Origin of the sequence: Mycolicibacterium setense (assembly GCF_000805385.1) — a bacterium.
Classification (GTDB): Bacteria; Actinomycetota; Actinomycetes; order Mycobacteriales; family Mycobacteriaceae; genus Mycobacterium; species Mycobacterium setense.
This window is the reverse complement of the sequence record NZ_JTJW01000003.1, coordinates 152,124-176,359: the sequence shown is the minus strand read 5'-3', so window position 1 is coordinate 176,359 and position 24,236 is coordinate 152,124. Positions and strand designations below refer to the sequence as shown.

The 24,236-nt window shown below is 66.1% G+C and carries 12 protein-coding genes; 7 read left to right on the top strand and 5 right to left on the bottom strand.

Annotation, left to right across the window (positions count from 1 at the left end; translation table 11 throughout):
- Positions 1-26 precede the first annotated feature (26 nt).
- Positions 27-1,448, bottom strand: coding sequence for a condensation domain-containing protein (locus QQ25_RS02335; protein ID WP_039376941.1), 1,422 nt, complete (start codon positions 1,446-1,448; stop codon positions 27-29).
- Between the two features lie 229 nt (positions 1,449-1,677).
- Here QQ25_RS02335 and QQ25_RS02330 point away from each other — a divergent pair, with 229 nt between their 5' ends.
- Positions 1,678-12,849 carry a type I polyketide synthase gene (locus QQ25_RS02330; RefSeq protein WP_052235566.1) on the top strand — a complete coding sequence of 3,724 codons (11,172 nt, stop codon included), beginning with the start codon at positions 1,678-1,680 and terminating at the stop codon, positions 12,847-12,849.
- Positions 12,850-12,935: 86 nt separating this feature from the next.
- Here the strand turns inward: QQ25_RS02330 and QQ25_RS02325 are convergent, their stop codons facing one another.
- A complete protein-coding gene (locus QQ25_RS02325) occupies positions 12,936-14,015 on the bottom strand; it encodes an NAD(P)H-dependent amine dehydrogenase family protein (RefSeq protein ID WP_039312932.1) in 1,080 nt (359 codons plus the stop codon).
- A 236-nt stretch (positions 14,016-14,251) separates the two neighbouring features.
- Here QQ25_RS02325 and QQ25_RS02320 point away from each other — a divergent pair, with 236 nt between their 5' ends.
- Positions 14,252-16,087 carry an acyl-CoA dehydrogenase gene (locus tag QQ25_RS02320; protein ID WP_039376940.1) on the top strand — a complete coding sequence of 612 codons (1,836 nt, stop codon included), beginning with the start codon at positions 14,252-14,254 and terminating at the stop codon, positions 16,085-16,087.
- A gap of 82 nt (positions 16,088-16,169) precedes the next feature.
- Here QQ25_RS02320 and QQ25_RS02315 read toward each other — a convergent pair whose 3' ends face one another.
- Complete coding sequence (locus QQ25_RS02315) at positions 16,170-18,119, bottom strand: peptidoglycan-binding protein (protein ID WP_201774193.1); 1,950 nt, start codon at positions 18,117-18,119, stop codon at positions 16,170-16,172.
- Positions 18,120-18,279: 160 nt separating this feature from the next.
- On the opposite strand from QQ25_RS02315, the gene QQ25_RS02310 reads away from it, so the two are divergent.
- A complete protein-coding gene (locus tag QQ25_RS02310) occupies positions 18,280-18,912 on the top strand; it encodes a DUF1361 domain-containing protein (RefSeq protein ID WP_039312929.1) in 633 nt (210 codons plus the stop codon).
- 44 nt (positions 18,913-18,956) lie between these two features.
- Here QQ25_RS02310 and QQ25_RS02305 read toward each other — a convergent pair whose 3' ends face one another.
- Complete coding sequence (locus tag QQ25_RS02305) at positions 18,957-19,229, bottom strand: DUF4235 domain-containing protein (RefSeq protein ID WP_234706002.1); 273 nt, start codon at positions 19,227-19,229, stop codon at positions 18,957-18,959.
- Between the two features lie 170 nt (positions 19,230-19,399).
- Between QQ25_RS02305 and QQ25_RS02300 the strand changes: the two genes are divergently transcribed.
- Positions 19,400-19,810: a phage holin family protein gene (locus QQ25_RS02300; protein WP_039313786.1), complete on the top strand. Its 411-nt coding sequence runs from the start codon at positions 19,400-19,402 to the stop codon at positions 19,808-19,810.
- Complete coding sequence (locus QQ25_RS02295; RefSeq protein ID WP_039376938.1) at positions 19,797-20,090, top strand: DUF3618 domain-containing protein; 294 nt, start codon at positions 19,797-19,799, stop codon at positions 20,088-20,090. The genes QQ25_RS02300 and QQ25_RS02295 overlap by 14 nt, the downstream gene beginning before the upstream one ends.
- 6 nt (positions 20,091-20,096) lie before the next feature.
- Here QQ25_RS02295 and QQ25_RS02290 read toward each other — a convergent pair whose 3' ends face one another.
- Positions 20,097-20,699, bottom strand: coding sequence for a TetR/AcrR family transcriptional regulator (locus tag QQ25_RS02290; RefSeq protein WP_039312923.1), 603 nt, complete (start codon positions 20,697-20,699; stop codon positions 20,097-20,099).
- A gap of 150 nt (positions 20,700-20,849) precedes the next feature.
- On the opposite strand from QQ25_RS02290, the gene QQ25_RS02285 reads away from it, so the two are divergent.
- Entirely contained in the window at positions 20,850-21,296 is a 447-nt protein-coding gene (locus tag QQ25_RS02285; protein WP_039312920.1) for an MmpS family transport accessory protein, read from the top strand.
- A complete protein-coding gene (locus QQ25_RS02280; RefSeq protein WP_039376936.1) occupies positions 21,293-24,193 on the top strand; it encodes an MMPL/RND family transporter in 2,901 nt (966 codons plus the stop codon). Before QQ25_RS02285 ends, QQ25_RS02280 begins: the two co-directional genes overlap by 4 nt.
- Positions 24,194-24,236: the final 43 nt, after the last annotated feature.

Sequence of the window (24,236 nt, the reverse complement as noted above, 5' to 3'; positions counted from 1 at the left end):
TTGCGCATCGCATCATTTGCCCGCCGCTATGCGACGCGCCCCCAGTGCCCGCTGTCAGCAACCCGAGACGACACCGACCTCATGGCATCCATGTAGCGCGTCACCGATTTCTCGGCGACGGCATTGTCGGGATGCATGATCGCCATGACCGTGCCCTCGCCATACCTGAAGATGTAGATGGTCAATTGGTAGGAGAACCGATTGTCCGGATACATCCCGATGTTGTTCGCGAGGCCCAGATCGCCTGCAGCGAGGATAGCGTTGAGCGGAGCGGCGCCGCCGTGCAGGAAATTCGAAACGGGGAAGTTCGGCTGCGGCCAGTTCAACCACGGCGCCAACTCCAGCACGCGGTAGTACGGCACCCGCGCCATGTCCAGGCCCGAATCGAATGACGCCTGCGCGGCGCCGGCGGCGTCACTGAAAGAGGTTGCCGCGACCGGCACGACAATCGGGATCAGGCCGGTGAACCAACCCTGCGTCATGAAATTGTCGCCGGCCTTGCGGGAATCCCGCGGGGTGAGTCCGTAATAGGTGAGCGCACCCGTGAACTCATGCTCCACCAGACCCAGGCAGGCGAACAAACCGCCGACGAAACGGGCGCCGGCCGCGGCGCAGGCCGCATCGAAGCGGTCCGTCTGTGCGTTGTCCATCAGAACCTGTGAGCTCCACGCACTGCTCAGAGACTTGTCCGGGTTACCAAGCGGCAGTGGGAATTCCGGAAAGCCGTCCCGGTTGTTCTCGGCGAAGTCGATCCACGCGCGCACGCCAGGGGAATCCAGGGTCAGCGCTGAGGTGTACTCGCGTTCGCGGACACAGAAATCGTCGAAGCTGCCGGCTTCGGGAAGCTGAAGGGCTTGCCCACTCCCGCTCATCGCCGAATACATGCCATTGGCTTCCATCATCGTCGTACCGATCAACGTCGCGTCCCCGTGTACGTGATCCATGGCGGCGAAGAAGGTGAAATGATTCTCGCTTTGAATGATGCCGAAAGTGAAACAGCCCCATTCCAAGGGATTCGGTATACCCACGACGTGGGCGCGAATTTCGTCGGCGGTCATCTGCCCCTGGTCGACGGGCATGAACTCGATATCCGCCGGATCTTCGATTGCATGTCTAACAAATTTGCCGTCTTCGGTCCGCTCGAACCAACTGCGGAATGTGTCGTGCCGACGCAGGTAGGAATTGACCGCGTGATCCATGGCCGCGATATCACACTGCCCCGGCACTTCACAACTGGCGATGATCTGCCGTGAGAAGTTCAGTCCGGCCAAGTTTCTCTCGCAATAATTTCTAAGGTGTTGGCTCTGCATGTAGCTAACTGGCACTGAGCTGACGGGCGCGCGGCTCGCCGTTTCCTGAGCTGCGGCCGTCGGGTGCCACGAAGTTACCGAGCCCGGACTCAACGCCCATTCCTCAAGTGCCCCAACAGTTATCTTGCCGATGCGCAAAGCTCACCCTCCCAGTTCGGCCGGCTGTGGCCGTGATCACCCGTGGTTGCCCAACATACCCTCGGTCCGCTGGCAACCGTCCACCCCACCTGACGGCGAGACCTACGCCTCACGCGTCACAGGTTCGCGTGTAATAGTGCGTAGTGCCGTCGGGGGGCGGACAATTTTCGCGAGCGACAAATGTCCCGCGTAGTCAACGTGTGACCGCCGATGCAAGGAGGACAACGGCATGGGAACCGCTGAACATCCGATCGAATCGACCCCTCGCTTTGCCATAATCGGCTATGCGGCGCGTTTTCCCGGGGCCCAGGACACTGACGGGTTCTGGGAGGTGTTGCGCGAGGGCCGAGACGCGGTGTCAGAGATACCCGCAGACCGCTGGGATGTCGACGAATTCTTCGACCCCGACCCTGGTGTGCCCGGCAAGGTCGTGACCCGCCGTGCGGGATTCGTCGACGACGTGACCGGGTTCGACGCACCGTTCTTCGGTCTGTCGACCCGCGAAGTCCGGTTGATGGACCCTCAACATCGACTTCTGCTTGAGACTGCGTGGCGAGCCGTCGAGCATTCAGGCACTGCACCAACAGCTTTGGCCGACACCAACACCGGTGTCTTCGTCGGTCTGGCCACCCACGACTACCTGGGGATGGCCTCCGACGAGCTGACGTACCCCGAGATCGAGGCCTACATGGCCATCGGGACGTCAAACGCCGCGGCGGCCGGCCGGATCAGCTATCGGCTGGGTTTGCAGGGGCCCTCGGTCGCCGTCGACACGGCGTGCAGCTCGTCGCTCGTGGCGATCCATCAGGCGTGTCAGGCGCTCACCCTCGGAGAGTGCGACCTCGCCCTGGCCGGAGGGGCGAATGTCCTGCTCACGCCGGCGACGATGATCACCTTCTCGAGCGCTCACATGCTCGCTCCCGACGGCCGCTGCAAGACGTTCGACGCCGCCGCCGACGGCTACGTACGCGGAGAGGGCTGCGGCGTCATCGTCATCAAGCGTCTCGAGGACGCGGTCCGTGACGGTGACCGAATTCGGGCCGTGATCCGCGGCAGCGCAATCAACCAAGACGGTGCGTCCGGTGGCTTGACCGTGCCGAATGGTGTGGCGCAGCAAAGGGTTATCAGCGCCGCCCTCAAGCGCGCGGGCGTCAAACCCAGCGAGGTCGACTATCTCGAAGCGCACGGCACCGGAACTTCGCTGGGTGACCCCATCGAGGCGCAGGCCGCGGGCGCAGTGCTCGGCGCCGGACGCGAAGCCGACCGGCCGCTGTTGATCGGCTCGGCCAAGACCAACATCGGACACCTGGAAGCCGCCGCGGGGATCGCGGGCGTCATCAAGGTCATCCTCTCGCTCGAAAACGAGACGCTGCCCAAGCACCTGCACTTCGAAAACCCGTCGCCCCATATTCCGTGGGACCGGCTGGCGGTGGAGGTCGTCAAGGAGTCGACCCCCTGGGAACGCAATGGTCAGCCCCGTATCGCAGGCGTCAGCTCGTTCGGGTTCGCCGGGACCAACGCACACGTCATCCTCGAAGAGGCGCCAGCGCCACAGGTCCAGCCTGATGTCGCCGCCGGGGCGGCTCCCACGCCTGATGTCGCCGCCGGGGCGGCTCCGGCGAAATTCAGCGTGCTTCCCCTCTCGGCACGAACCCCGACCGCCCTGGTGCAGCTCGCCGACCAGTACCGCAACTGGCTGACCGCGCATCCTGAGGCCACCTTGGCCGATGTGTGTCTCACGGCCGGAGTCGGGCGCGCGCACCTGGAGCACCGCGCCGCGCTGGTGGTCAACTCCCGCGAGGCGGCCGTCGAGCTGCTCGGGGCGCTGGCCGACGACCGTCCGGCCCCCGGCCTGGTCCGTGGCGAATCGCACGACACCCCGAAGACCGCGTGGCTGTTCACCGGTCAGGGCAGCCAGTACCCCGGCATGGCCCGCGAGTTGTTCGACACCGAGCCGGTTTTCGCCGACACGCTGCGGCGTTGCGCGGCCGCTGTCGCCGACGTTCTCGAAAAGCCGCTGCTGGACGTGATTTTCGACCTCGACAGTCCGGATGCGGAGGAGACGCTGCGGCAGACCTCCTACGCGCAGCCTGCGCTGTTCGCGGTGGAGATGGGCCTGGCCCACCTTTGGCAGTCATGGGGCTTCGAGCCCGATGTGGTGTTGGGCCACAGTGTCGGCCAGTACTCGGCGGCCTGCGTGGCAGGCGTGCTCAGCCTCGAAGACGGCGCGCAGCTGATGGCCGAACGCGGTCGCCTCTTCGGCAGCCTGCCTGCCGGCGGCCGCATGGTCGCAGTGTTCGCCCCCGCCGAGCGCGTCGAGAACCTCACCGACGCGTACCCGACCCTGTCGGTCGCCGCCTACAACGGCGCGAACACCGTATTGTCCGGGCCCGCAGAGGATCTGGAGAAGGCGATCGCCGGGCTGACCGCCGAGAGCATCCGGTGCGACTGGCTGGAGACCAGTCACGCCTTCCACTCGGCGCTGCTTGAGCCGATCCTCGACGAATTCGAGGCATACGCGCAGCGGTTCACCTTCAACCCGCCACAACGCATCCTCATCGACAATCGCACCGGCGCCGCTCTCGGCCGCAGCGTGAAACTCGACGGTGCGTACTGGCGCCGGCACGCGCGGCAACCGGTGGAATTCGCCAAGAGCGTGCGCACCCTGGCCGATCTGAACTGCAAGCTGTTGCTGGAGATCGGCCCGCGACCGGTGCTCACCGCCACGGCCCTGAGCGCGTGGCCCGACCCGGCCACCGCACCGCGGGTCATCACCTCCCTGCGCCGGAACACCTCCGACCAACGACAGATCACCGAGGCCGTCGCCGATGCGTACGTCCTCGGCCACCTGCCCGAGTTCGGCGCCTTCCGGCAGGCACACGCGCAGAAGCTCGATCTGCCCACCTACCCGTTCGAGCACCGCCAGTACTGGTACTCGGACAATCGGGCGGAGCCGAACCAACAACAGCACGTTGCCGCACGCACCCAGACTGTCCGGCTCCTCGAAGACGGCCGAATCGACGAACTGGCCGGCCTGCTCGGCGGCTCGGGCGACGATCCGCACACCGTGCAGCTGCTGACCAAGCTTGCGGCGCAACACAACCAACAGCGCACAAGCCACTCCATCGCCGACGACCGCTATGAGATCCGCTGGCAGAAGTCCCCGACTCCCCTCTCCGGCGCGGAGGCCAGCGGGCCGTCGACCTGGCTTCTCATCGGTGCGGACTCCCCGGCGGTCCAACCGCTGGTCGAGGCCCTCACCGCCCGCGGGCAGCAGCATCGATTCGTGGCGCTGCCGGCTTCCGATGCCGACGAGGAACAGCTCGCCGACACCTTGCGCGCTGCTGCCGCCGACGAACCGTCACTGCGGATCGTGCATATCGCAGCGCTGGAAACCGATCCGAAATCCCCGACCGCTCCTTCGATGCGGTCACTGCTGCGGATGCAACATCAGATCCTCGGCGGGACACGGCGGCTCTTCCGTGCGGCGACCGCCGCCGAATTGCGCAGGCCCATCTGGGTGGTGACCCGCGGCGCGCAACGAGTCACCGACGCGGACAGCGTGGCACCGGATCAGAGCGCTCTGTGGGGTTTCGGCCGCGCGGCCGCGCTCGAGGTTCCACAGGTCTGGGGCGGACTGGCAGATCTGGCCGAAGGAACCGCCGACGAATGGTCCCGTTTCATCGACCGAATCTCGACGGCGCCCGACTCCGCGAGCCGCGAAGACCAGATCGCCCTGCGCGACCAGTCCGTCTACGTCCCGAGGCTCATTCGACGGGCTGACGGGCCGAGCGGCGCACAGCTGCAACTGCGCGGCGACGCAACATATCTCGTGACAGGCGGGCTCGGCTCCATCGGGCTGGAGATCGCCGGTTACCTGGCGGCCAACGGCGCCAAGAATCTGGTGCTGACCAGCCGTCGCGCGCCCAGCGATGTGGCACAACAACGCATCGACGCGCTGAACGCACAACACGGCTGCGATATCAGGACCGTCACGGCCGATGTCGCCGACGCGCACGGCGTCGCACGGCTGTTGGCGGCGGTGCGGGCCGAGCGGCCGCCGCTCGCCGGCATCGTCCACGCCGCGGGCGAAATCGGCACCACTCCGCTGAGCAACCTCGACGACGCCGAGATCGACCGTGTTTTCGCCGGCAAGGTCTGGGGTGCTTGGCATTTGAGTGAGGCGGCCGCCGATCTCAAGCTCGACTTCTTCATCAGCACCTCGTCCATCGCCTCGGTGTGGGGCGGCTTCGGTCAAACCGCCTACAGTGCGGCGAACGCGTTCCTCGACGGCATGGCCTGGCGCCTGCGCGAGCAGGGCGTCGCCGGTGCGAGCGTCAACTTCGGTCCTTGGTCGGCGGGCATGGCCGATGCCGAGTCCCGGGCCCGGCTCGAACAGCGCGGCGTCCGGACGTTGTCGCCGGCCGATGCGCTCGCGGGTATGGCCGACGCCGTGGCGTCGGCCGCGGCTGCGGGACCGGCACAGGGAGTTGTCGCCAGGATCGATTGGTCCCGCTTCCTGCCGCTGTATCAGCAGGCAGGTCGGCGCGGATACATGGCCGAGCTGGAGAGCGAGTTGCCGGCGCACCTGACGGACGTCTCCCCGTCCGCCACAGGGTCGGGGAAGACCGATCTGGTCGACCGATTGACGAATGCTCCTGTGCAGCAACGCAAGAAGCTCCTGACCGACTACCTCCGCGACGCCGTCGCAGAGGTGACGCGGGTGGACGCCGCGGAGATCCGCGAGGATGCCGGGTTCTTCGACCTCGGCATGGACTCGCTGATGGCCGTGGAACTGCGGCGCCGCATGGAACAGGGTGTTGGCAAGGAAATCCCCGTCACCCTGGTGATGGACCATCCGCGACTGTCCGACGCGGCCGACTATCTGCTCGGCGAGGTGCTCGGCCTCAGCGAGCAGAAGTCCGAAGCCGCACCGGCGTCAGTGGCGGCCACACGCACCGACGAGCCGATCGCCGTCGTCGCGGTGTCGTGCCGGTTCCCCGGCGCCCCGAACCCGGAGGCATTCTGGGACTTGCTGTCCGGCGGCGTCGACGCCATCCGGGAAGTCCCGGAGGACCGATTCGACATCGACGAATTCTTCGACGCGGATCCCGATGCTCCCGGCAAGACCTACACGCGGTTCGGCGGTTTCCTCGACGGTATCGACGGATTCGATCCCGAATTCTTCGGGATCTCCCCGCGCGAGGCGGTCTGGATCGAGCCGCAACAGCGCCTGATGCTCGAAACAGTATGGGAGGGCCTCGAAAGGGCCGGTCATTCACCCGAGGCACTGCGCGGCAGCCGGACCGGTGTGTTCGTCGGCGTGGCGGCCAACGAGTATGCCCATCTGCTTTCCTCGGAACCGATCGAGAAGATCGAACCGCACTTCATCACCGGCAATGCGCTCAACGCCATTTCCGGTCGCGTTGCCTTCGCCCTCGGATTCGAGGGGCCGGCGGTGGCGATCGACACCGCATGCAGCTCGGCGTTGGTCGCTGTCCATCAGGCCTGCCAGGCACTGCATTCCGGTGATTGCGACATGGCGTTGGCCGGCGGCGTGAATGTCCTGCTGAGTCCGGTGACCGTGGTCGCCGCATCCCGCGCCAGGATGTTGTCCCCCGTCGGACGATGCAAGACCTTCGACGAATCCGCCGACGGCTATGTCCGCAGTGAGGGCTGCGGGATTCTCGTCCTCAAGCGGCTGAGCGACGCGCAGCGCGACGGTGACAACATCTGCGCGGTCATTCCGGCCAGCGCCGTCAACCAGGACGGCGCTTCCAGCGGATTGACCGTGCCCAATGGTGGTGCGCAGCAACGCCTCATCGGGACGGTGTTGAGCCGTGCCGGCCTCAACGGCGGCGACGTGGACTACCTGGAGGCACACGGAACCGGTACCCCGCTGGGTGATCCGATCGAGGTGCAGGCCGCCGCCGCGGCCTACGGCGGGTCACGGGACACCGACCGGCCGCTGCTGATGGGCTCTGTGAAGACCAACATCGGCCACACCGAGTCGGCATCGGGTGCAGCCGGCCTGATCAAGGTCGTGTTGTCGCTGCAGCACGAGACCCTGCCCCAGAGCCTGCATTTCGACAATCCGTCACCGCACATCCCGTGGGATTCGCTGCCTGTGCGGGTGGTGGACAAGGCGATCCCGTGGCACGCCAACGGCAGGCCGCGGCGCGCCGGGGTGAGTTCCTTCGGATTCACCGGCACCAACGCACATGTCCTGGTCGAGGAAGCGCCGTCACAGCCCGTCTCCGCCGAGGAAGCGCTCGCCGACGAAGCCTTGACGGAATCAGCCGCCGAATCTCAGGTCGAACAGGTCGAGGTGTTGACGATGTCCGCGCGGTCACCGGAGGCACTGGTGGCATTGGCGCAGCGCTACGACGACTGGCTGGGTGCGCACCCCGACGTGGACCTCGCCGATCTGTGCCTCACCGCGGGCACCGGCCGTTCGCACTTCGAGCACCGCGCTGCCCTGGTGGTGGACTCGGTGGCCGATGCTCGTGCCGGCCTGGCAGAGCTGGCCGAGAACCGGCTGCGACACGGTGTCACCCGGGGCGAGCGTCCGCACCACCCGATGACGGCATGGCTGTTCACCGGGCAGGGCAGCCAGTACGCCGGCATGGCGCGTGAGTTGTTCGACACCGAGCCGGTTTTCGCCGAGACGGTCACCCGTTGCGCGGATGCGGTGAAGGACATGCTGGCGCAACCGCTCCTCGACGTGATCTTCGCCGACAATCGCGAAACGGGCGGCAAGGCCGGCGAAACGTTGCGGCACACGTCGTTCGCCCAGCCCGCGATCTTCGCCGTGGAGATGGGCCTGGCTCGCCTGTGGCAGTCGTGGGGCATCGAGCCCGATGTGGTGCTCGGGCACAGCGTCGGCCAGTACGCCGCGGCATGCGTGGCCGGCGTCTTCAGCCTCGAGGACGGCGCGCGGCTGATGGCCGAGCGCGGCCGACTGTTCGGCAGCCTGCCCGAAGGCGGGCGGATGGTGGCCGTGTTCGCCGATCCCAAGCACGTCGAGCAGATCGCCGGCGAATTCCCCCGGGTCTCGGTAGGCGCCTACAACGGGCCCAACACCGTGCTCTCGGGTCCGGGCGAGGATCTCGAACAGATCGTCGACAAGTTCGGCGAGGAGGCGATCCGTTGCACCTGGCTGGAGACCAGCCACGCCTTCCACTCGGAACTGCTGGACCCGGTGCTCGATGAATTCGAGTCCTACGCAGCGCAGTTCAAGTTCGCGCGGCCGACGCTGCCGCTGGTGTGCAACCGCACCGGCGCTGTGCTCACCGCCCAGACACCGCTCGACGCGCAGTACTGGCGCAAGCATTCCCGCCAGCCGGTGCAGTTCTCCGAGAGCGTGCGCACCGTGGCCGCACTGGGCTGCTCGATTCTGATGGAGATCGGCCCGCAACCGGTGCTGACCGGGGCTGCGGTCCAGGTCTGGCCGGAGCACTTGGCGGCGCCGCGAGCCATTGTCTCGCTGCGCAAGGGCGTCGGTGATCGCCGTCAGATCGCCGATGCACTGGCCGCTGCCTACGTCGGTGGTCACCGGCCCGATTTCACCGCACTGCATCGCGGGACCCGTCGCAGGCTCGAACTGCCGACCTACCCGTTCCAGCGACGTCGCTTCTGGCCCAAGGGGTCCGGAATCACCTCCGAGGTCAACGGGCCCGTGGGTTCGGGAATCCTGGGCAGTGGGAAGGATCTCGCTTCAGGCGATTCGGTCTACACCAGCCGGTTGTCGGTCAAATCGCAGCCATGGCTTTCCGACCACGTCATCTACGGCACCGTGGTGGTCCCCGGCGCCACCTATGCGGCGATGGCGCTGGCCGCCGTCGGAACTCCGGCCCATGCCAAGGACGTCTTCTTCTACGAGCCGATCATCCTGCCCGAGAAGAGTTCTCGCGAAGTGCAACTGTCCTTGCATCCGCTCGACGAGGGCAGTGGCTGGAAGTTCCAGGTGCACAGCCGCCCCTACGGGGACCGGACAGCCGACTGGTCGCTGAATGCCGAAGGCACAGTGGTGGCCGGAGTCTCCGATGCCGATGGCGAGCAGGCCGCCGAGCAGTCCGATCCTGTCGACGAGGCGATCGAGCGCCTGGAACGCATGCGTCCGCAGGAGTTGTTCGAGACGTTCGCCGACCTGGAACTGGCATGGGGCCCGACATGGTCGGGATCCCTGAAGTCGTTGTGGCTCGGCGAAGGTGAAGCGATCGGCGACATCCTGGTCGGCGAAGAACTCGCCGAACAACTGGGAACCGAGCCGATGCACCCGGTGCTGATGGACCTGTGCACGGGCGTCGCCTTCCCCGCGTTCCCGGCCCTCCTCGCAGCCGAGCAGGGAGTCAACGACCTGTTCCTGCCGCTGCGGTACGGACAGGTGACGTTGAAGGAGAAGATGCCCCGGCGGTTCTACTGCCGTGCGCGGTGGCATCAGAGTGCCCTGGACAGCGAAACCCAGGTCTTCGATCTCGACTACCTCGATCGCGATGGCCGTTATCTGGGCGGGGTTCGAGAGTTCACGGTCAAGCGCGCGCCTCGCGAGGCGTTGCTCCGTGGCCTCGGTGGCGATGCCACCCGGCTGCTGTACACGCTCGGCTGGCACGAGGTTCCGGTGCCGTCCTCCGACGACGCAGCTGCAGCCGAAAATCCCACCGGCACTTGGCTGATCGCCGGTTTCGATGAACTGGCCGCCAAGATTCCGGGCTGCATCCCGTTCGATCGCAACACCGACCAGGAGCTCCTCGGACAGGTGTTGGCGCAGGCCTTCGAACGCGGTCTTCCGTTCTCCGGTGTCGTCTGGCGTGCTACCGCGCCGGACTCACAGGAGTCGAGCGCCGACAGTCAGGCACGGCTCGAGGCCGAGATCGCCAACCTGCTCAGCGCGGTGCACACCGTACAGAGCGGTGACGTGAAACTTCCGAACGGACTGTTGATCGTCACCGAGCGCGCCGTCGCCACCGAGTCCGGTGAGCCGGTCGATCCGGTACAGGCGGCGCTGTGGGGATTCGGACGCACCACGATCAACGAGGAACCGGCGCTGCGCGCCAAACTCGTCGATTGCGACGGGTCGCCGGAGGCTGTGCAGGCATTGGCGAACCTGTTGGTCACACCGGTCGAAGAACCGGAAATCGCGGTGCGGCAAGGCAAGCTACTGGCCTCCCGGCTGTTGCCGTGGGCACGGAGCGGGCATCTCACGGTGCCACGCGGCAGCGATTACGTGCTGGCGCCGACCGAACGCGGCGCGATCGACAACCTGCGGATCACCGAGAAGGAGGTTCCGGCACCCGAGGAGGGCTACGTACAGGTCCGAGTCGAGGCCGCGGGCCTCAACTTCCGGGACGTCCTCAACGTGCTGGGCCTCTACCCGGGTGATCCCGGACCGATCGGTGGTGACTTCGCCGGTGTGGTCACGCAATTGGGTGAAGGTGTCACCGGAGTCAAGGTGGGCCAGCGGGTCTACGGCTCCATGCAGGGGGCTTTCGGTAGCCGGTTCAACGTGCCGGAGCAGTTCCTGGCGCCGATTCCCGACGGGATCAGCGCGGTCGAGGCGGCCACGATCCCCGCTGCGGCGCTGACGGTCCGGCTCGCGTTCGACTGGGCGCAACTCAAGCAGGGTGACCGGGTGCTCATCCATGCCGCCAGCGGTGGTGTCGGATTGGCCGCCATCCAGATGGCGCAGCAATGCGGCGCCGAGGTTTACGCGACGGCGAGCACCTTCAAGCGGGCGACGCTGCGCAAGCTGGGCGTCAAGTATGTGTACGACTCGCGGACAACCGATTTCGCCGACCAAATCCTCGCGGATACCGGCGGCGCGGGTGTCGATGTCGTACTCAACTCGCTGACCAGCGAAGGGTTCGTCGAGGCGACCGTGCGGGCCACTGCCAAGAACGGCCGTTTCGCCGAGATCGCCAAGCGCGATATCTGGACCGCGGAGCAGATGGCCGAGGCCCGACCCGATATCGCGTACGAGATCGTGGCGCTGGACACGGTGATGTTCCAGGAGCCCGAGCGCATTCGCACCCTGCTGACCGAGGTGTCGGAGGGGTTGGCCAACGGCGACTGGACGCCGCTTCCCGCCGAGATCTACCCACTGACGGAAGCCAGGACGGCGTTCCGGCGCATGCAGCAGGCCCGGCATATCGGCAAGATCGTGTGCCAGATGCCGACTCCGCTGCAGCCGAGGTCCGACCGGAGCTACCTGATCACCGGTGGGCTCGGTGCGATCGGTCTGCACACGGCGTCGTATCTGGCGCAACTGGGTGCCGGGGACATCGTCTTGACCAGCCGCCGTACGCCCGACGCGGAAGCGCAACGGTTGATCGATGAGATCACCGAGCGCTACAAGACCCGCGTCCACGTATTCAGCGCCGATGTCGGTGAGGAATCCGGGGTGTCGGCGCTGCTCGACCGCATCCGCGCAGAACTGCCACCGCTTGCCGGTGTCGCGCATCTCGCGGGTGTGCTCGATGATGCGCTGCTCGGTCAGCAGAGCGTGGAGCGCTTCCGGACGACGTTGACCCCCAAGGCCTTCGGTGCCGACTACCTGGACAGGTTGACGAAGGACGACGATCTGGACTTCTTCATCGTGTCCTCGTCGGTGTCGAGCCTGTTCGGGTCACCCGGTCAGGCCAACTACGCGACGGCCAATGCGTTGCTCGACGGTCTGATCGCGCAGCGGCGGGCACAGGGTCTGCCGGCCACGGGCATCAACTTCGGCCCGTGGGGCCAGGGCGGTATGGCGTCCTCGGAGGCGGCGACCGCGAATATCAGTGCGCAGGGCTTGATTCCGCTGGATCCCTCGGCAGCGCTCTCCGCGCTTGCCGAGGTGATCGCCAACGGCACCGGCCAGGCCACCGTCATCAAGGCGAACTGGCAGCGGGCCGCGAAGGTGCTGGGCAGTCAGCGGCCGCCGATTCTCGATCTGGTGTTGCCGAACGCCGTGGGCGAGGTCGTCGGGGACAGCGAGGTGCTCAAGCAGCTGCTCGAGATTCCGGTGCCGCAGCGCGCCGGGTTCGTGACCGAGTTCCTCCAGAAGGAGGTGCAGAACTTCCTGCGCCTGGCCTCTCCGCCTGCCGCGACCAGCCGCTTCCTGGATCTCGGTACCGACTCGCTGATGGCGATCGAGCTCCGCAACCGGCTGCACAGTCAGTTCGGCGGCAAGTTCACGCTGAACGCGACCGCGGTGTTCGACTACCCGACCATCGGCGGCCTCGCCGAGTACCTGGTGGGTCAGCTGCCCGACGCCGAATCGCCGGCATCCCCCCAGGCGCCGGCGGAATCGCCTGAGGCGTCGCAGCAAGACGCTGAGGGAGAGTCCGCAGCAGCGGCACCGGCCGATCCGGAATCACCGCCGACTGAGGAGCCACCCGCCACGGAGGCGGCAGCGGACTAACCGCCGCCCTCGATTGCCGAGCAGACGTAGAGTCGCACCTTTCCACGCGGATTGGTGCGACTCTGCGTCTGCTCGCGGGCGAGAAGCTAGACCCAGCGGGTCGCCTCGACCTCGGCGGGCAGCGGCGGATGCAGCGGCACGTCGAGGCCGTCGTAGATGCCGGGTTTCTGGGTCGACAGCCAGTCGATCGCGCCCAGCAGGCGGTTGGCCGCGGTGGTGTTGCCGCCGTCGGCACGCGTCCCGCCCGGCACGTCGGCACGCACCACCATGCTCAGCTGCGGATCACCGTCGATGATCACGCGATGGTCGCCGACGCCCTCATCGGGTTGTGGCCATTCCGGCGCGCATGACGGGTCGATGCGCGTGATGTGCTCGATGATGATCCGCTCGACGCCCTTCGACCATCCGATCACCTGAAGGCGGAACGCTCCCTGCGTGCCCGCTTCGAACCGGCCCATGACGTTGTCGACGGTCTCGGTGAGCGGCAGCCGTTCGACCGTTTCGGTGATGTCGTCGATCTCCAGGCCCAGCCCGCGACCGATCAAACGGACATTGCCGCCCCACACCATGGTCGGAATGGACGGCAGCAACATCATCGGCGTCTCGTCCATCGACCCGCCGAATCCGCAGAGCACCCGCACCGAATGCGGCTGGTTGTAGGTGGAGTAGTCGAAGATCTCCTGACACCGGATGGTGCGGATCCGGGTACACAGCCCCGCTGCGATCACCGCGAGTGCGTCATTGCCCCAGCCCGGATCGACGCCGCTGACCAGAAGTGCGGCGTTGCCGGCCACCGCGGCGTCGGTGAGCCGGTCGACCCACTCGGTCGGTGCCGAGGCCGGGTCATAGAGCGAGTACAGCGACGGCGTCACCACCTGTTTGCCCGCGCGTAGGCACCGCTCGATCTCGGCGATGGCCTCCTCCGGCCGGATATCGCCGGAGGACATGTACGCGACGGCATCGCACTGCGCGAGCGCCGCGTCGACGTCGGTCGTGGCGGTGACGCCGGTCGAAGCGTCGAGCTTGGCGAACGTCGCGGCGTCACGACCGGCTTTTTCCTCGGACGACGTGATGACTGCAGCCAGTTCGAGGCCCGGGAATGCCGTGGCCGACCTGATCGCCGTCGCGCCCATGTTCCCTGTACCCCACACCGCGATTCGAAGCATCCGCTGACTCTAATGGCCATATTCGTGAGGATCGTCACAATGCGGCAAAACAGCTGGTCAGATTCATTTTGACCACGCGGTACAGAGGTCGATCAACCGCTGGGTTGGTTAGCTCCCAGAAATTGCTCAGAGTTTCTTTGCGTTGAAGTTACCGAACGGTATAGTTGGCCGCAGTTACTGGTGGGTAACTTATCCGAAGTACCCAACCTCAGGTGGCATTCTCACAAGGAGGAAAAGTGAGCCACTACAAGAGCAATGTCCGTGACCAGGTCTTCAACCTGTTCGACGTCTTCGGTCTGGACAAGGCCCTCGGCGCAGGCGACTACGCCGACCTGGACGCCGATACGGCCCGCGAGATGCTCAGCGAAATGGCTCGCCTCGCAGAGGGCCCGATCGCCGATTCGTTCGCCGACGGTGACCGCAACCCGCCGGTGTTCGACCCCAAGACCCACACCGTCACGCTGCCCGAGCCCTTCAAGAAGTCGGTGCGCGCGGCGATCGACGGCGGCTGGGACAAGGTCGGCCTGTACGAAGAGCTTGGTGGCGTGCCTGCCCCCAAGGCGCTGCTGTGGGCGCTCAACGAGCACATCCTCGGCGCCAACCCCGCCGTGTGGATGTACGCCGGTGGGGCCGCCTTCGCGCAGATCTTCTACGACAATGCCACTGAAGAGCAGAAGAAGTGGGCCGTCCTGGCCTCCGAGCGCGGCTGGGGCGCCACCATGGTGCTCACCGAGCCCGACGCGGGCTCTGACGTCGGCGCCGGCCGCACCAAGGCCGTCAAGCAGGACGACGGCTCCTGGCACATCGACGGCGTGAAGCGATTCATCACCTCCGCCGATTCAGATGACCTGTTCGAGAACATCTTCCACCTGGTGCTGGCCCGCCCCGAGGGCGCAGGCCCGGGCACCAAGGGTCTGTCGCTGTTCTTCGTACCGAAGTTCCACTTCGATTTCGAGACCGGCGAGCTGGGCGAGCGCAACGGCGTGTACGTCACCAACGTCGAGCACAAGATGGGCCTGAAGGTCTCGGCCACGTGTGAGCTGACCTTCGGCCAGCACGACAAGCCTGCGGTGGGCTGGCTGGTCGGCGAGGTGCACAACGGCATCGCGCAGATGTTCGACGTCATCGAGCAGGCTCGAATGATGGTGGGCACCAAGGCCATCGCGACCCTGTCGACCGGTTACCTGAACGCTCTCGAGTACGCCAAGGAGCGCGTGCAGGGTGCCGACCTGACCCAGATGATGGACAAGACCGCCCCGCGCGTCACCATCACCCATCACCCTGACGTCCGTCGCAGCCTCATGACCCAGAAGTCCTACGCCGAGGGCATGCGCGCGCTGTACCTGTACACCGCGACCTTCCAGGACAAGGACGTCGCCAAGGCGCTGCACGGTGTCGAGCCCGAGCTCGCGCACAAGGTCAACGACCTGCTGCTGCCGGTGGTCAAGGGCTTCGGCTCGGAGCAGGCCTACGCCAAGCTGACCGAGAGCCTGCAGACCCTGGGCGGTTCCGGCTTCCTGCAGGACTACCCGATCGAGCAGTACATCCGCGACGCCAAGATCGACTCGCTGTACGAGGGCACCACCGCCATCCAGGCGCAGGACTTCTTCTTCCGCAAGATCGTCCGCGACAAGGGACAGGCGCTGGCTTTCGTGGCCGGCGAGATCGAGCAGTTCATCAAGAACGAGACGGGCAACGGCCGGCTGAAGACCGAGCGCGCCCTGCTGGCCACCGCGCTGGAGGACGTCCAGGGCATGGCCGCCACCCTGACCGGCTACCTGATGGCCGCGCAGGAAGATGCCGCCAGCATCTACAAGGTGGGCCTCGGCTCGGTCCGCTTCCTGCTGTCGGTCGGCGACCTGCTGCTCGGCTGGCTGCTGGCCCGCCAGGCCGGCGTGGCCATCGAGAAGCTCGACGCCGGCGCCACCGGTGAAGAGCGCACCTACCTCGAGGGCAAGATCGCCGCGGCCTCGTTCTTCGCCAAGAACATGCTGCCGCTGCTGACCAGCACCCGTCAGGTCATCGAGACCATCGACAACGAGGTGATGGAACTCGACGAGGCTGCGTTCTAGAGCAACTCGACGATCAACACGACATGAGGCCCCTGGGTACATCCCAGGGGCCTCATGTGTTGGACGGCCGGCGACGGGCGATCTACGCCGGTTCGGACACGCACCTGCGCCACGTGATCGGGCCGGCAACGCCGTCGACGTCGATGTTCTGACTGCTTTGGAATTCGCGCACCGCCTGCCTGGTGCGCGGGCCGAAGCTGCCGTCCACGTCGATCGGATCGGCCTGACGCAGATTCATCCGCACCTGTACCCCCTTGACAGCCTCGCCGGTGCTGCCGAGCCGGACCGTGATGAACAGCCGGCTCCAGGTGACCGGCCCCACGATGCCGTCGACGCCGATGCCCTGGTTTCCCTGGAACCGGCGCACGGCCCGTTCGGTGACCTCGCCGAAGATGCCGTCGACCTTCAGTCCGAACGCCCGCGCGCGCAACAGGTGCTGCAGGATCGCGACGAATGGACCGTCGTCGCCGCGCCGCAGTGCGATGATCTCCAGCTGCGGCGAGGGTTCGTCCCCGAGTGGATTGAGTAGGTCGGCCCGGCCCTCGAAGGCGAACAGCAACAGGTCCACCATCCGGAACGTGAAGGAGTCCGGGCCCAGCGTCGGGCGCCACTGAGGTTCTCGCACAATCGAATACGTGCTGCCCTCCATGGCGCGGTGGAAGACCTCGGCCACGATGCGGCCCCCGACACCGGTGAGCCGCCCACCGTTGAGCTCGGCCTCCCGCAGGATGTACAGCCACAGCGGGGTGTTGGCGGCCAGTTCACTGCGCAGCGCCGGAACCAGCCCGGTGAAGTCGACCCCCGCTCCATTGCCCGCGCCCTTGAGGATCTCGGCTTCGGACAGCGCTGTGACACCGTCTGCCAGCTCCACCATCTGCTGTCCGCTGGCGAGCCTGACCATGTTGCCCCGGATCAGGTTTCGGAATGCGAGATTGGCCTGCGGCGCGCGTACGGGGCTGCCGGATCCGAACGAACCCGGCGGCAGGGTGGCCAGCGGATCGGTGAGTCGGGTGTCGATCTTCCGCGCGCGATTGAACTTGGTATCCGGCACGACGAGGTCGGCTCGCCCGGCCTCGGCGAAGTCGTACAACCGGCGGAAGTCGGCGATCCAGGTGGAGGGCAAGGGATTGTCGCCCGAGAGGCCACCACTGGTTCCCGAGAATCCGAACAGGAGTTCCAAGGTGCCACCGCCGTTGTCGAAGATCCGATTCCAGTTGTAGGTGTTGCGGACCATGCTGTGCCCGAGCCGGAATGCCGCGACCGAGAATTCGATCGGCATCGTGGGTGCGTCACCGGGGACCGGTGAGGTCTCGAAGAGCGTGCGACCGTTGGCGAATACGTCCTCGACGATCCCCGGGTCGACGATCCTGGGGAGATAGTCGTGGCGCAGCATCCACTGGTAATGCTTGACGACGAGCTCCCGCGCCGTCTCGAACATCGCCGGAGCAGGCCCCGGGGAGATCGTGTCGACCACGCGGTTGTGGAATCTGATGAACGCCAGGTGGGTCTGCGCCACCACCAGGTTCTCGTCGTTGCGTGGGTCCGGAATCAGCGCGCTGGGTTGCTGTGGATCGCGTGGCAGATCGTGGCCGTCGAATGCCGACAGGCCGGAGCCCGCCGCGGTGCGCCCCATTTTCAGGTGCATTCCATCGGTGTAGAACTGCGGAGCCTCGGCCGGACCACGGTCGTAGAGAGAATCGAGATCGAGCGCAGGCGAACGGCCCTGGATCATCTCGTCCACGGTCACGTCCGATCCGAGCGCGCCCTGGGTCTTGTCCCTCGTCAGGTCGTGGTCGACGAACTGACCCAGATAGGTGTATCCGGCCGGTATCCCACCATCGTCGCCGGGATCGGTGGCGGTGATGGCTTCGGCCATCGCCGTGACGAGCTCTGTGGTCGCCTTCGTTCCCTCCGGCCCGATACGGGAGAAGCGGAACTGCCGCAGTTCGTCGGCGTCCGACAGACGCGGTGCCGGATCCGCCGTCAGGAGGCCCTCTCCCACGATGAAAAAGCCGTCTCTTCCATGTCGCATGGTCATTTCCCCTTCGCATATCCGCTGTGCGTGAGGGGAAGTCAACCGCCGGGTCCCGTGCTGCGTCGTGAGTAGCGCGCTACCTGTATCGGGGACTTCGGCGACGCTCCATCGGTAATGCGTGTCCTCGGCGGCCTGGCCGAACAGGCAAACTGATCCCATGACCGAAGCCCGTGGCATCCTGCTGGTCGTCTCACTGATGGCGACGACCGCGCTGACCCTCGCTCTAGGCATCACCGATCCGGCGGCACCGATGTCGTACCCCACCAAGTTCCTGATCTGGAACCTCGTGCTGGCCTGGATTCCGATGATCTTCGCCGTGGCCTTCGATCTGGTCGAGCGCCGCTTCTGGCTGCTGCCGCTGGGCGCGGGCTGGTTGGCCTTCCTGCCGAACGCGCCCTATCTGGTGACCGACCTGGTCCATCTCGGCGAGGGCTACGAACTGTGGCGTCACGTGCTGCAATACGGGTTCGCGGCGTGGACCGGGATCTTGTTGGGCGTGGTGTCGTTGCTGCTCGTGCATCAACGCCTGACCGACGAGTTCGGCGCCTTCTGGGGCTGGTTGGTCGTCGTGCTGTCCGTTGCCCTGTGCGCGGTCGGAGTCGTCATCGGCCGTTTCCAGCGGTGGAACTCGTGGGACCTGGTGACCCGACCGGATGCGGTGGTCGCGGCGACCCTCGACTGGGTGCGATCACCGCTGTCCTACGTACAGTCGACGGGCGTGGCGATAGCGGTTGCGGCATTCTTCGGCCTGGCCTACCTGACCATCTGGGCGATACGCGGATTGCGTTGACAGACATGGCGTTCTGAACTGTCACGAGCGTTTACTCGTCCTAATCACACCGGCGATTCGTGGGCGAGCGCCCGGTAGCCCTTGGCCCCCGCCCGGTCGACGGCGGCGCGGACCAACCCGAACACCAACCCCTGGATGGCCGCTGCCGTCAGGGCCTTGGCGGCCGACCGCTCGAGATCTTTGGGGTCGGGCGGTTCCAGATTCGGCTCGTCGATGCGTTTCCAGATCTGGGTGAACAGCGCGCCGGCGAGCAGACCTCCACCCACACTCGTCGCCATCGACAACGGCATGTACAGCATCTTGGACAGCCGGCTCACGGATCCTCCTCACGTCGGCACCGCTCCAGAACGAAGCGGAGCTCGTTTCGACAGTGCGGATACCCCGAACCGGACAGTTTTAACGGCGCAGCTGCCGGCTCAAGGTTTTGCCCGGCCGCGCGTCGGGCACTGCTGTGAGAGAAGAAGTACGCCTGGTGAAAGGCACACCGATGACGACCGAATCAAGATCCATCAATGAAGCGTCCACTGCTCAGCTTCTCGGACAACTGCAGGAGCAGACGACACGACTGGTGCGCGACGAGTTGCGGTTGGCGCAGCGCGAGTTTCAGGAATCCGCGCGCCATGCCGGCATCGGCGCCGGGCTGATCAGTGTCGCCGGCCTGCTGGCGGTGCTGGGCCTCATGACCGTCGTCGCCGCCGCGGTCGCCGCAATCTCCCTGGCCCTCCCGGTCTGGGCCGCCGCGGTCATCGTGGCCGCTGTGTTGTTCCTCGGCGCCGGGGTGGCCGCTCTGATCAGCCGCAGCCAAGCCCGGCAGGTTCCACCGCCGGCAACAGCATCAGTCGGCAGCGTCAAACACGACCTCGACGAGATCAAGGAGGCCCGACATGGCAACCGCTGACCGCCTTCCCCCCGAACCGGGGCCAGACGCCGGCATCGACGAACTGCAGGCCGATATCGACAAGACGCGCGGCGAGCTGGGTGAGACGGTGGCCGCACTGTCCGACAAGCTCGACGTCAAAGGCCGTGCTCAGGACAAGGCAGCCGAAACCAAGGAGGCCGTCGTGGATCGGGCACACGCCGCCACCGAGGCGGCACGGTCCAAGCCTGCGGTGCCTGCCGCCGCCGTGCTCGCGGTACTCGCGGCGGTGGGCCTGCTGGTGTGGTGGCGCCGCCGCTGACCGGGCTCAGAGCCGGGTCAGGCTGGGCATCAACACGTCGTCCACCAGTGCGCGAACCGTCTCTTCGGTGGGCGGACGGCCGGGAATCAACGAGCGGAACACGAGATAGCCCGGCATCACGTCCCACAGTTCTTCATGGATCGCCGCGGCGTCGATCTCACCCCGGTCGACCGCTTCGGCCAGGACCTCGGACATCAGCTTCTTGCGCGCGAGAACGAACTGGTTCTGCAGGGCCGCACTCAACTCCGGGCTGTGCGCGACCTCGCTCATGATCGCGCTCATGGTGCTGCCGTGCTCGCGTGCCTGTGTACACACCGAGGCGCCGATGCTGAGGAGGTCCGCGCGCAACGAGCCGGTGCGCGGTGGGACCAGCTGAACGCGAGTGCCCTCGATGAAGGCGGCCAGGACGAGTTCGGTCTTCGACGGCCAGCGGCGGTAGATCGTGGCCTTGCTGGACTTCGCTTCGGTCGCTACGGCTTCCACGGTCAACCGGTCGTATCCGTGCTGCTGTAACAGCCGCAGGGTCACCGCCAACAACTCCGACTCCCGCTCAGTCCACTGCACCGCCGCGGCCGGCGGTGGGAGGTGATGTGTCGAAGCAGAAGCCACGCGGGGGCACCTTTCTGTGGCGGTGGGCCGAGCCTGTCCGTAAGTCTTGCCCCATCCAGGATAGTACCGTACGGTACCGTTCAGAAGCTTGGACGGCCACAGACTCTCGCGTCACGGTGCGCAGGGCGGCCGTTGTCGAAAGGCACTGAGATGGCGGGGATCTCGGTAGGGAGCCTGGTCAGGCGCCGCTGGACGGTGATCGTGGCCGTGCTCGTGGTGGCAGTCGTCGCGTTCACCGTCAGTCGCCTGCACGGCATATTCGGTTCCGATAACGAGGTGTCGCGCCCCAGCGCCGACACTCTCGAGAACACCGGATACAACCCCAAACGGGTTCTCTTCGAGGTGTTCGGATCACCGGGTTCGGTTGCCACCATCAACTACCTGGACATCGACGCACAACCCCAGCGGGCCGAGGACGTGACCCTGCCGTGGTCGCAGACCTTGGTGACGGACGACCCGACGATGTTCGCCGATCTCCGGGCGCAAGGGGACGGTGAGACCATCGGGTGCCGCATCACCGTCAACGGGGTGGTCAAGGACGAAAGGTCCACGAGCAACGTGAACGGTTACATCGCCTGCTTGGACAAATCGGCATGAGCGGCCAGCACGTCGAGGGGGCCACCGAGCGTTCCAGGACAGCACGGACCATTCGTCTGCTCGCCGTACCCATTGTCCTGGTGTGGGTCGCCGTCGCAGCGCTGACGAACATCCTTGTGCCACAACTGGAAGTCGTCGGCGCGGCGCGCTCGGTGGGGCTGAACGCGCCCGACGCCCCGTCGACGATGGCGATGCGACACATCGGCCAGGTCTTCGACGAGTTCGACTCCGACAGTGCGGCCATGATCGTGCTCGAAGGCGACCAGCCGCTGGGCGACGATGCCCACCGCTTCTACGACACCCTGGTGAAACGGCTGGCCGAGGACACCACGCATGTCGAGCACATTCAGGATTTCTGGGGCGATCCGCTCACCGCCGGAGGCTCTCAGAGCAAGGACGGCAAAGCCGCTCTGGTGCAGGTGTACCTGGCAGGCAACCAGGGCGAGGCGTTGTCCAACCAGTCCGTCGACGCCATCCGCGAAATCGTGGCGACCACCCCACCGCCGCCCGGGGTCAAGGCCTACGTCACCGGCGCCGCACCGCTGATCACCGACAACTTCGAGGTCGGCAGCGAGGGCACCGAAAAGGTCACGCTCCTCACGTTTTTGGTCATCGCGGTGATGCTGCTGGTCGTCTACCGATCCTTCGTCACGATGCTCCTCATGCTCGTCACGGTCCTCATCGAACTGGCGGCCGCGCGGGGTGTCGTCGCCGCACTCGCGCACAGCGGGGTCATCGGCCTGTCCACATATTCGACGAATCTGCTGACACTCCTGGCGATCGCCGCGGGCACGGACTACGGCATCTTCATCGTCGGCCGCTATCACGAGGCACGTAGCCGTGGCATGGACCGAGAAGCCGCGTATTACGACATGTTTCGCGGCACCGTGCACGTCATCGTCGGCTCCGGGCTGACCATCGCCGGGGCCGTGGCGTGCCTGCACTTCACCCGGCTGCCCTACTTCCAGACCCTGGGTGTACCCGCCGCGATCGGCGTGCTCGTGACCCTGGCGGCCGCGCTGACGCTGGGGCCCGCCGTGCTGACCATCGCCAGCCGGTTCGGACTCTTCGAGCCGAAACGCAACCCACGGGCACCACGTTGGCGCCGCATCGGTACCGCGATCGTGCGCTGGCCCGGCCCCATCCTGGTGGTGTCGTGCCTGATCGCGCTCGTCGGCCTGCTCGCCCTGCCGGGGTACAAGACCAGCTACGACGGGCGTCCCTACCTCCCGGAATCGGCACCGGCCAACGTCGGATATACCGCCGCCACCCGCCACTTCTCGGAGGCGCGGCTGAACCCCGAGCTCCTGATGATCGAAACCGATCACGACATGCGCAACCCCGCGGACATGCTGGTTCTCGAACGCGTCGCCAAGGCCGTGCTGCACACCCGCGGCATCGCCCTGGTCCAGTCGATCACCCGGCCCCTGGGCACACCGATCAAGCACAGCTCCATCCCCTTTCAGATCAGCGCGCAAAGCGCCAGCCAGATCATGAATTTGGGCTATCAACAGGACCGGGCCGCCGATCTGCTCAAACAGGCCAACGAGCTGTCCAACACGATCAATATCCTCAAAAAGCAAGTCGCGCTGCAGCAGGCCAGTGCCGCTGCCACGCATGAGCAGACCCAGGCCTTCCACGACACCGTTGCCATCGTCAACGACCTTCGCGACAAGATCGCCAACTTCGATGATCAGTTCCGGCCCCTGCGCAACTACTTCTACTGGGAGCCACACTGTTTCGACATTCCCATGTGCGCCGCGCTGCGGTCGGTGTTCGACGCGCTCGACGGCATTGACAAGCTCAGCGACCAGTTCGGGCAGATCACGGCGAGCCTGGACAAGCTCGACGCGCTCCAGCCGCAACTCGTCGCGCTGTTGCCGCCGCAGATCGCCATTCAGGAGCGCAACCGCGACCTGACCCTGTCGAACTACGCGACCACCGCCGGGACCAATTCGCAGTCCGAGGAGGCCCTGAAAAATGCGACCGCCATGGGGCAGGCCTTCGACTCAGCCAAGAACGACGACTCGTTCTATCTGCCTCCGGAAGCCTTCGACAATCCCGACTTCAAGCGCGGCCTGAAACTGTTCCTCTCGCCCGACGGCAAGGCCGCCCGCATGATCATCACGCATGAGGGCACGCCAGCCACACCCGAGGGCATCTCACACATCGACGCGCTCAAGGACTCCGCATTCGACGCGATCAAGGCCACTCCCCTGTCGGACGCCAAGATCTACGTTGCGGGAACCGCTTCCGCGTACAAGGACATTCAGGATGGCGCCAAATACGACCTGCTCATCGCCGCATTGGCCGCGATCAGCCTGATCCTGCTCATCATGATGTTCATCACCCGCAGCCTGGTTGCCGCAATGGTCATCGTCGGGACAGTCGTGCTGTCACTGGGAGCGTCGTTCGGTCTGTCGGTCCTGGTGTGGCAGTACATCTTCGGCATCCAGCTGTACTGGATCGTGCTGGCACTGGCCATCATCCTGCTGCTGGCGGTCGGAGCGGACTACAACCTGCTGCTGATATCCCGATTCCAGGAAGAGATCGGGGCAGGGCTCAAGACCGGCGTCATCCGCGCCATGGCCGGCACCGGCCGGGTGGTGACCGCGGCGGGTCTGGTGTTCGCGGCCACCATGTCGTCGTTCATCTTCAGCGATCTCATCGTCCTCGGCCAGATCGGCACCACCATCGGCCTCGGCCTGCTCTTCGACACCCTGATCGTGCGGTCGTTCATGACGCCGTCCATCGCGGCGCTGCTCGGCCGGTGGTTCTGGTGGCCGCAGATCGTGCGGCCGCGTCCGGCCAGTCGCATGCTGCGCCCGTATGGATCTCGCACGTCAGTGCGCGAGCTGCTCGAACCGGAACCCGAGCCGGGAGCGGCCGCCCCCTAGCCTCGCGAGCAGACGTGAAAAACCCTGAAATAAATGGATTTTG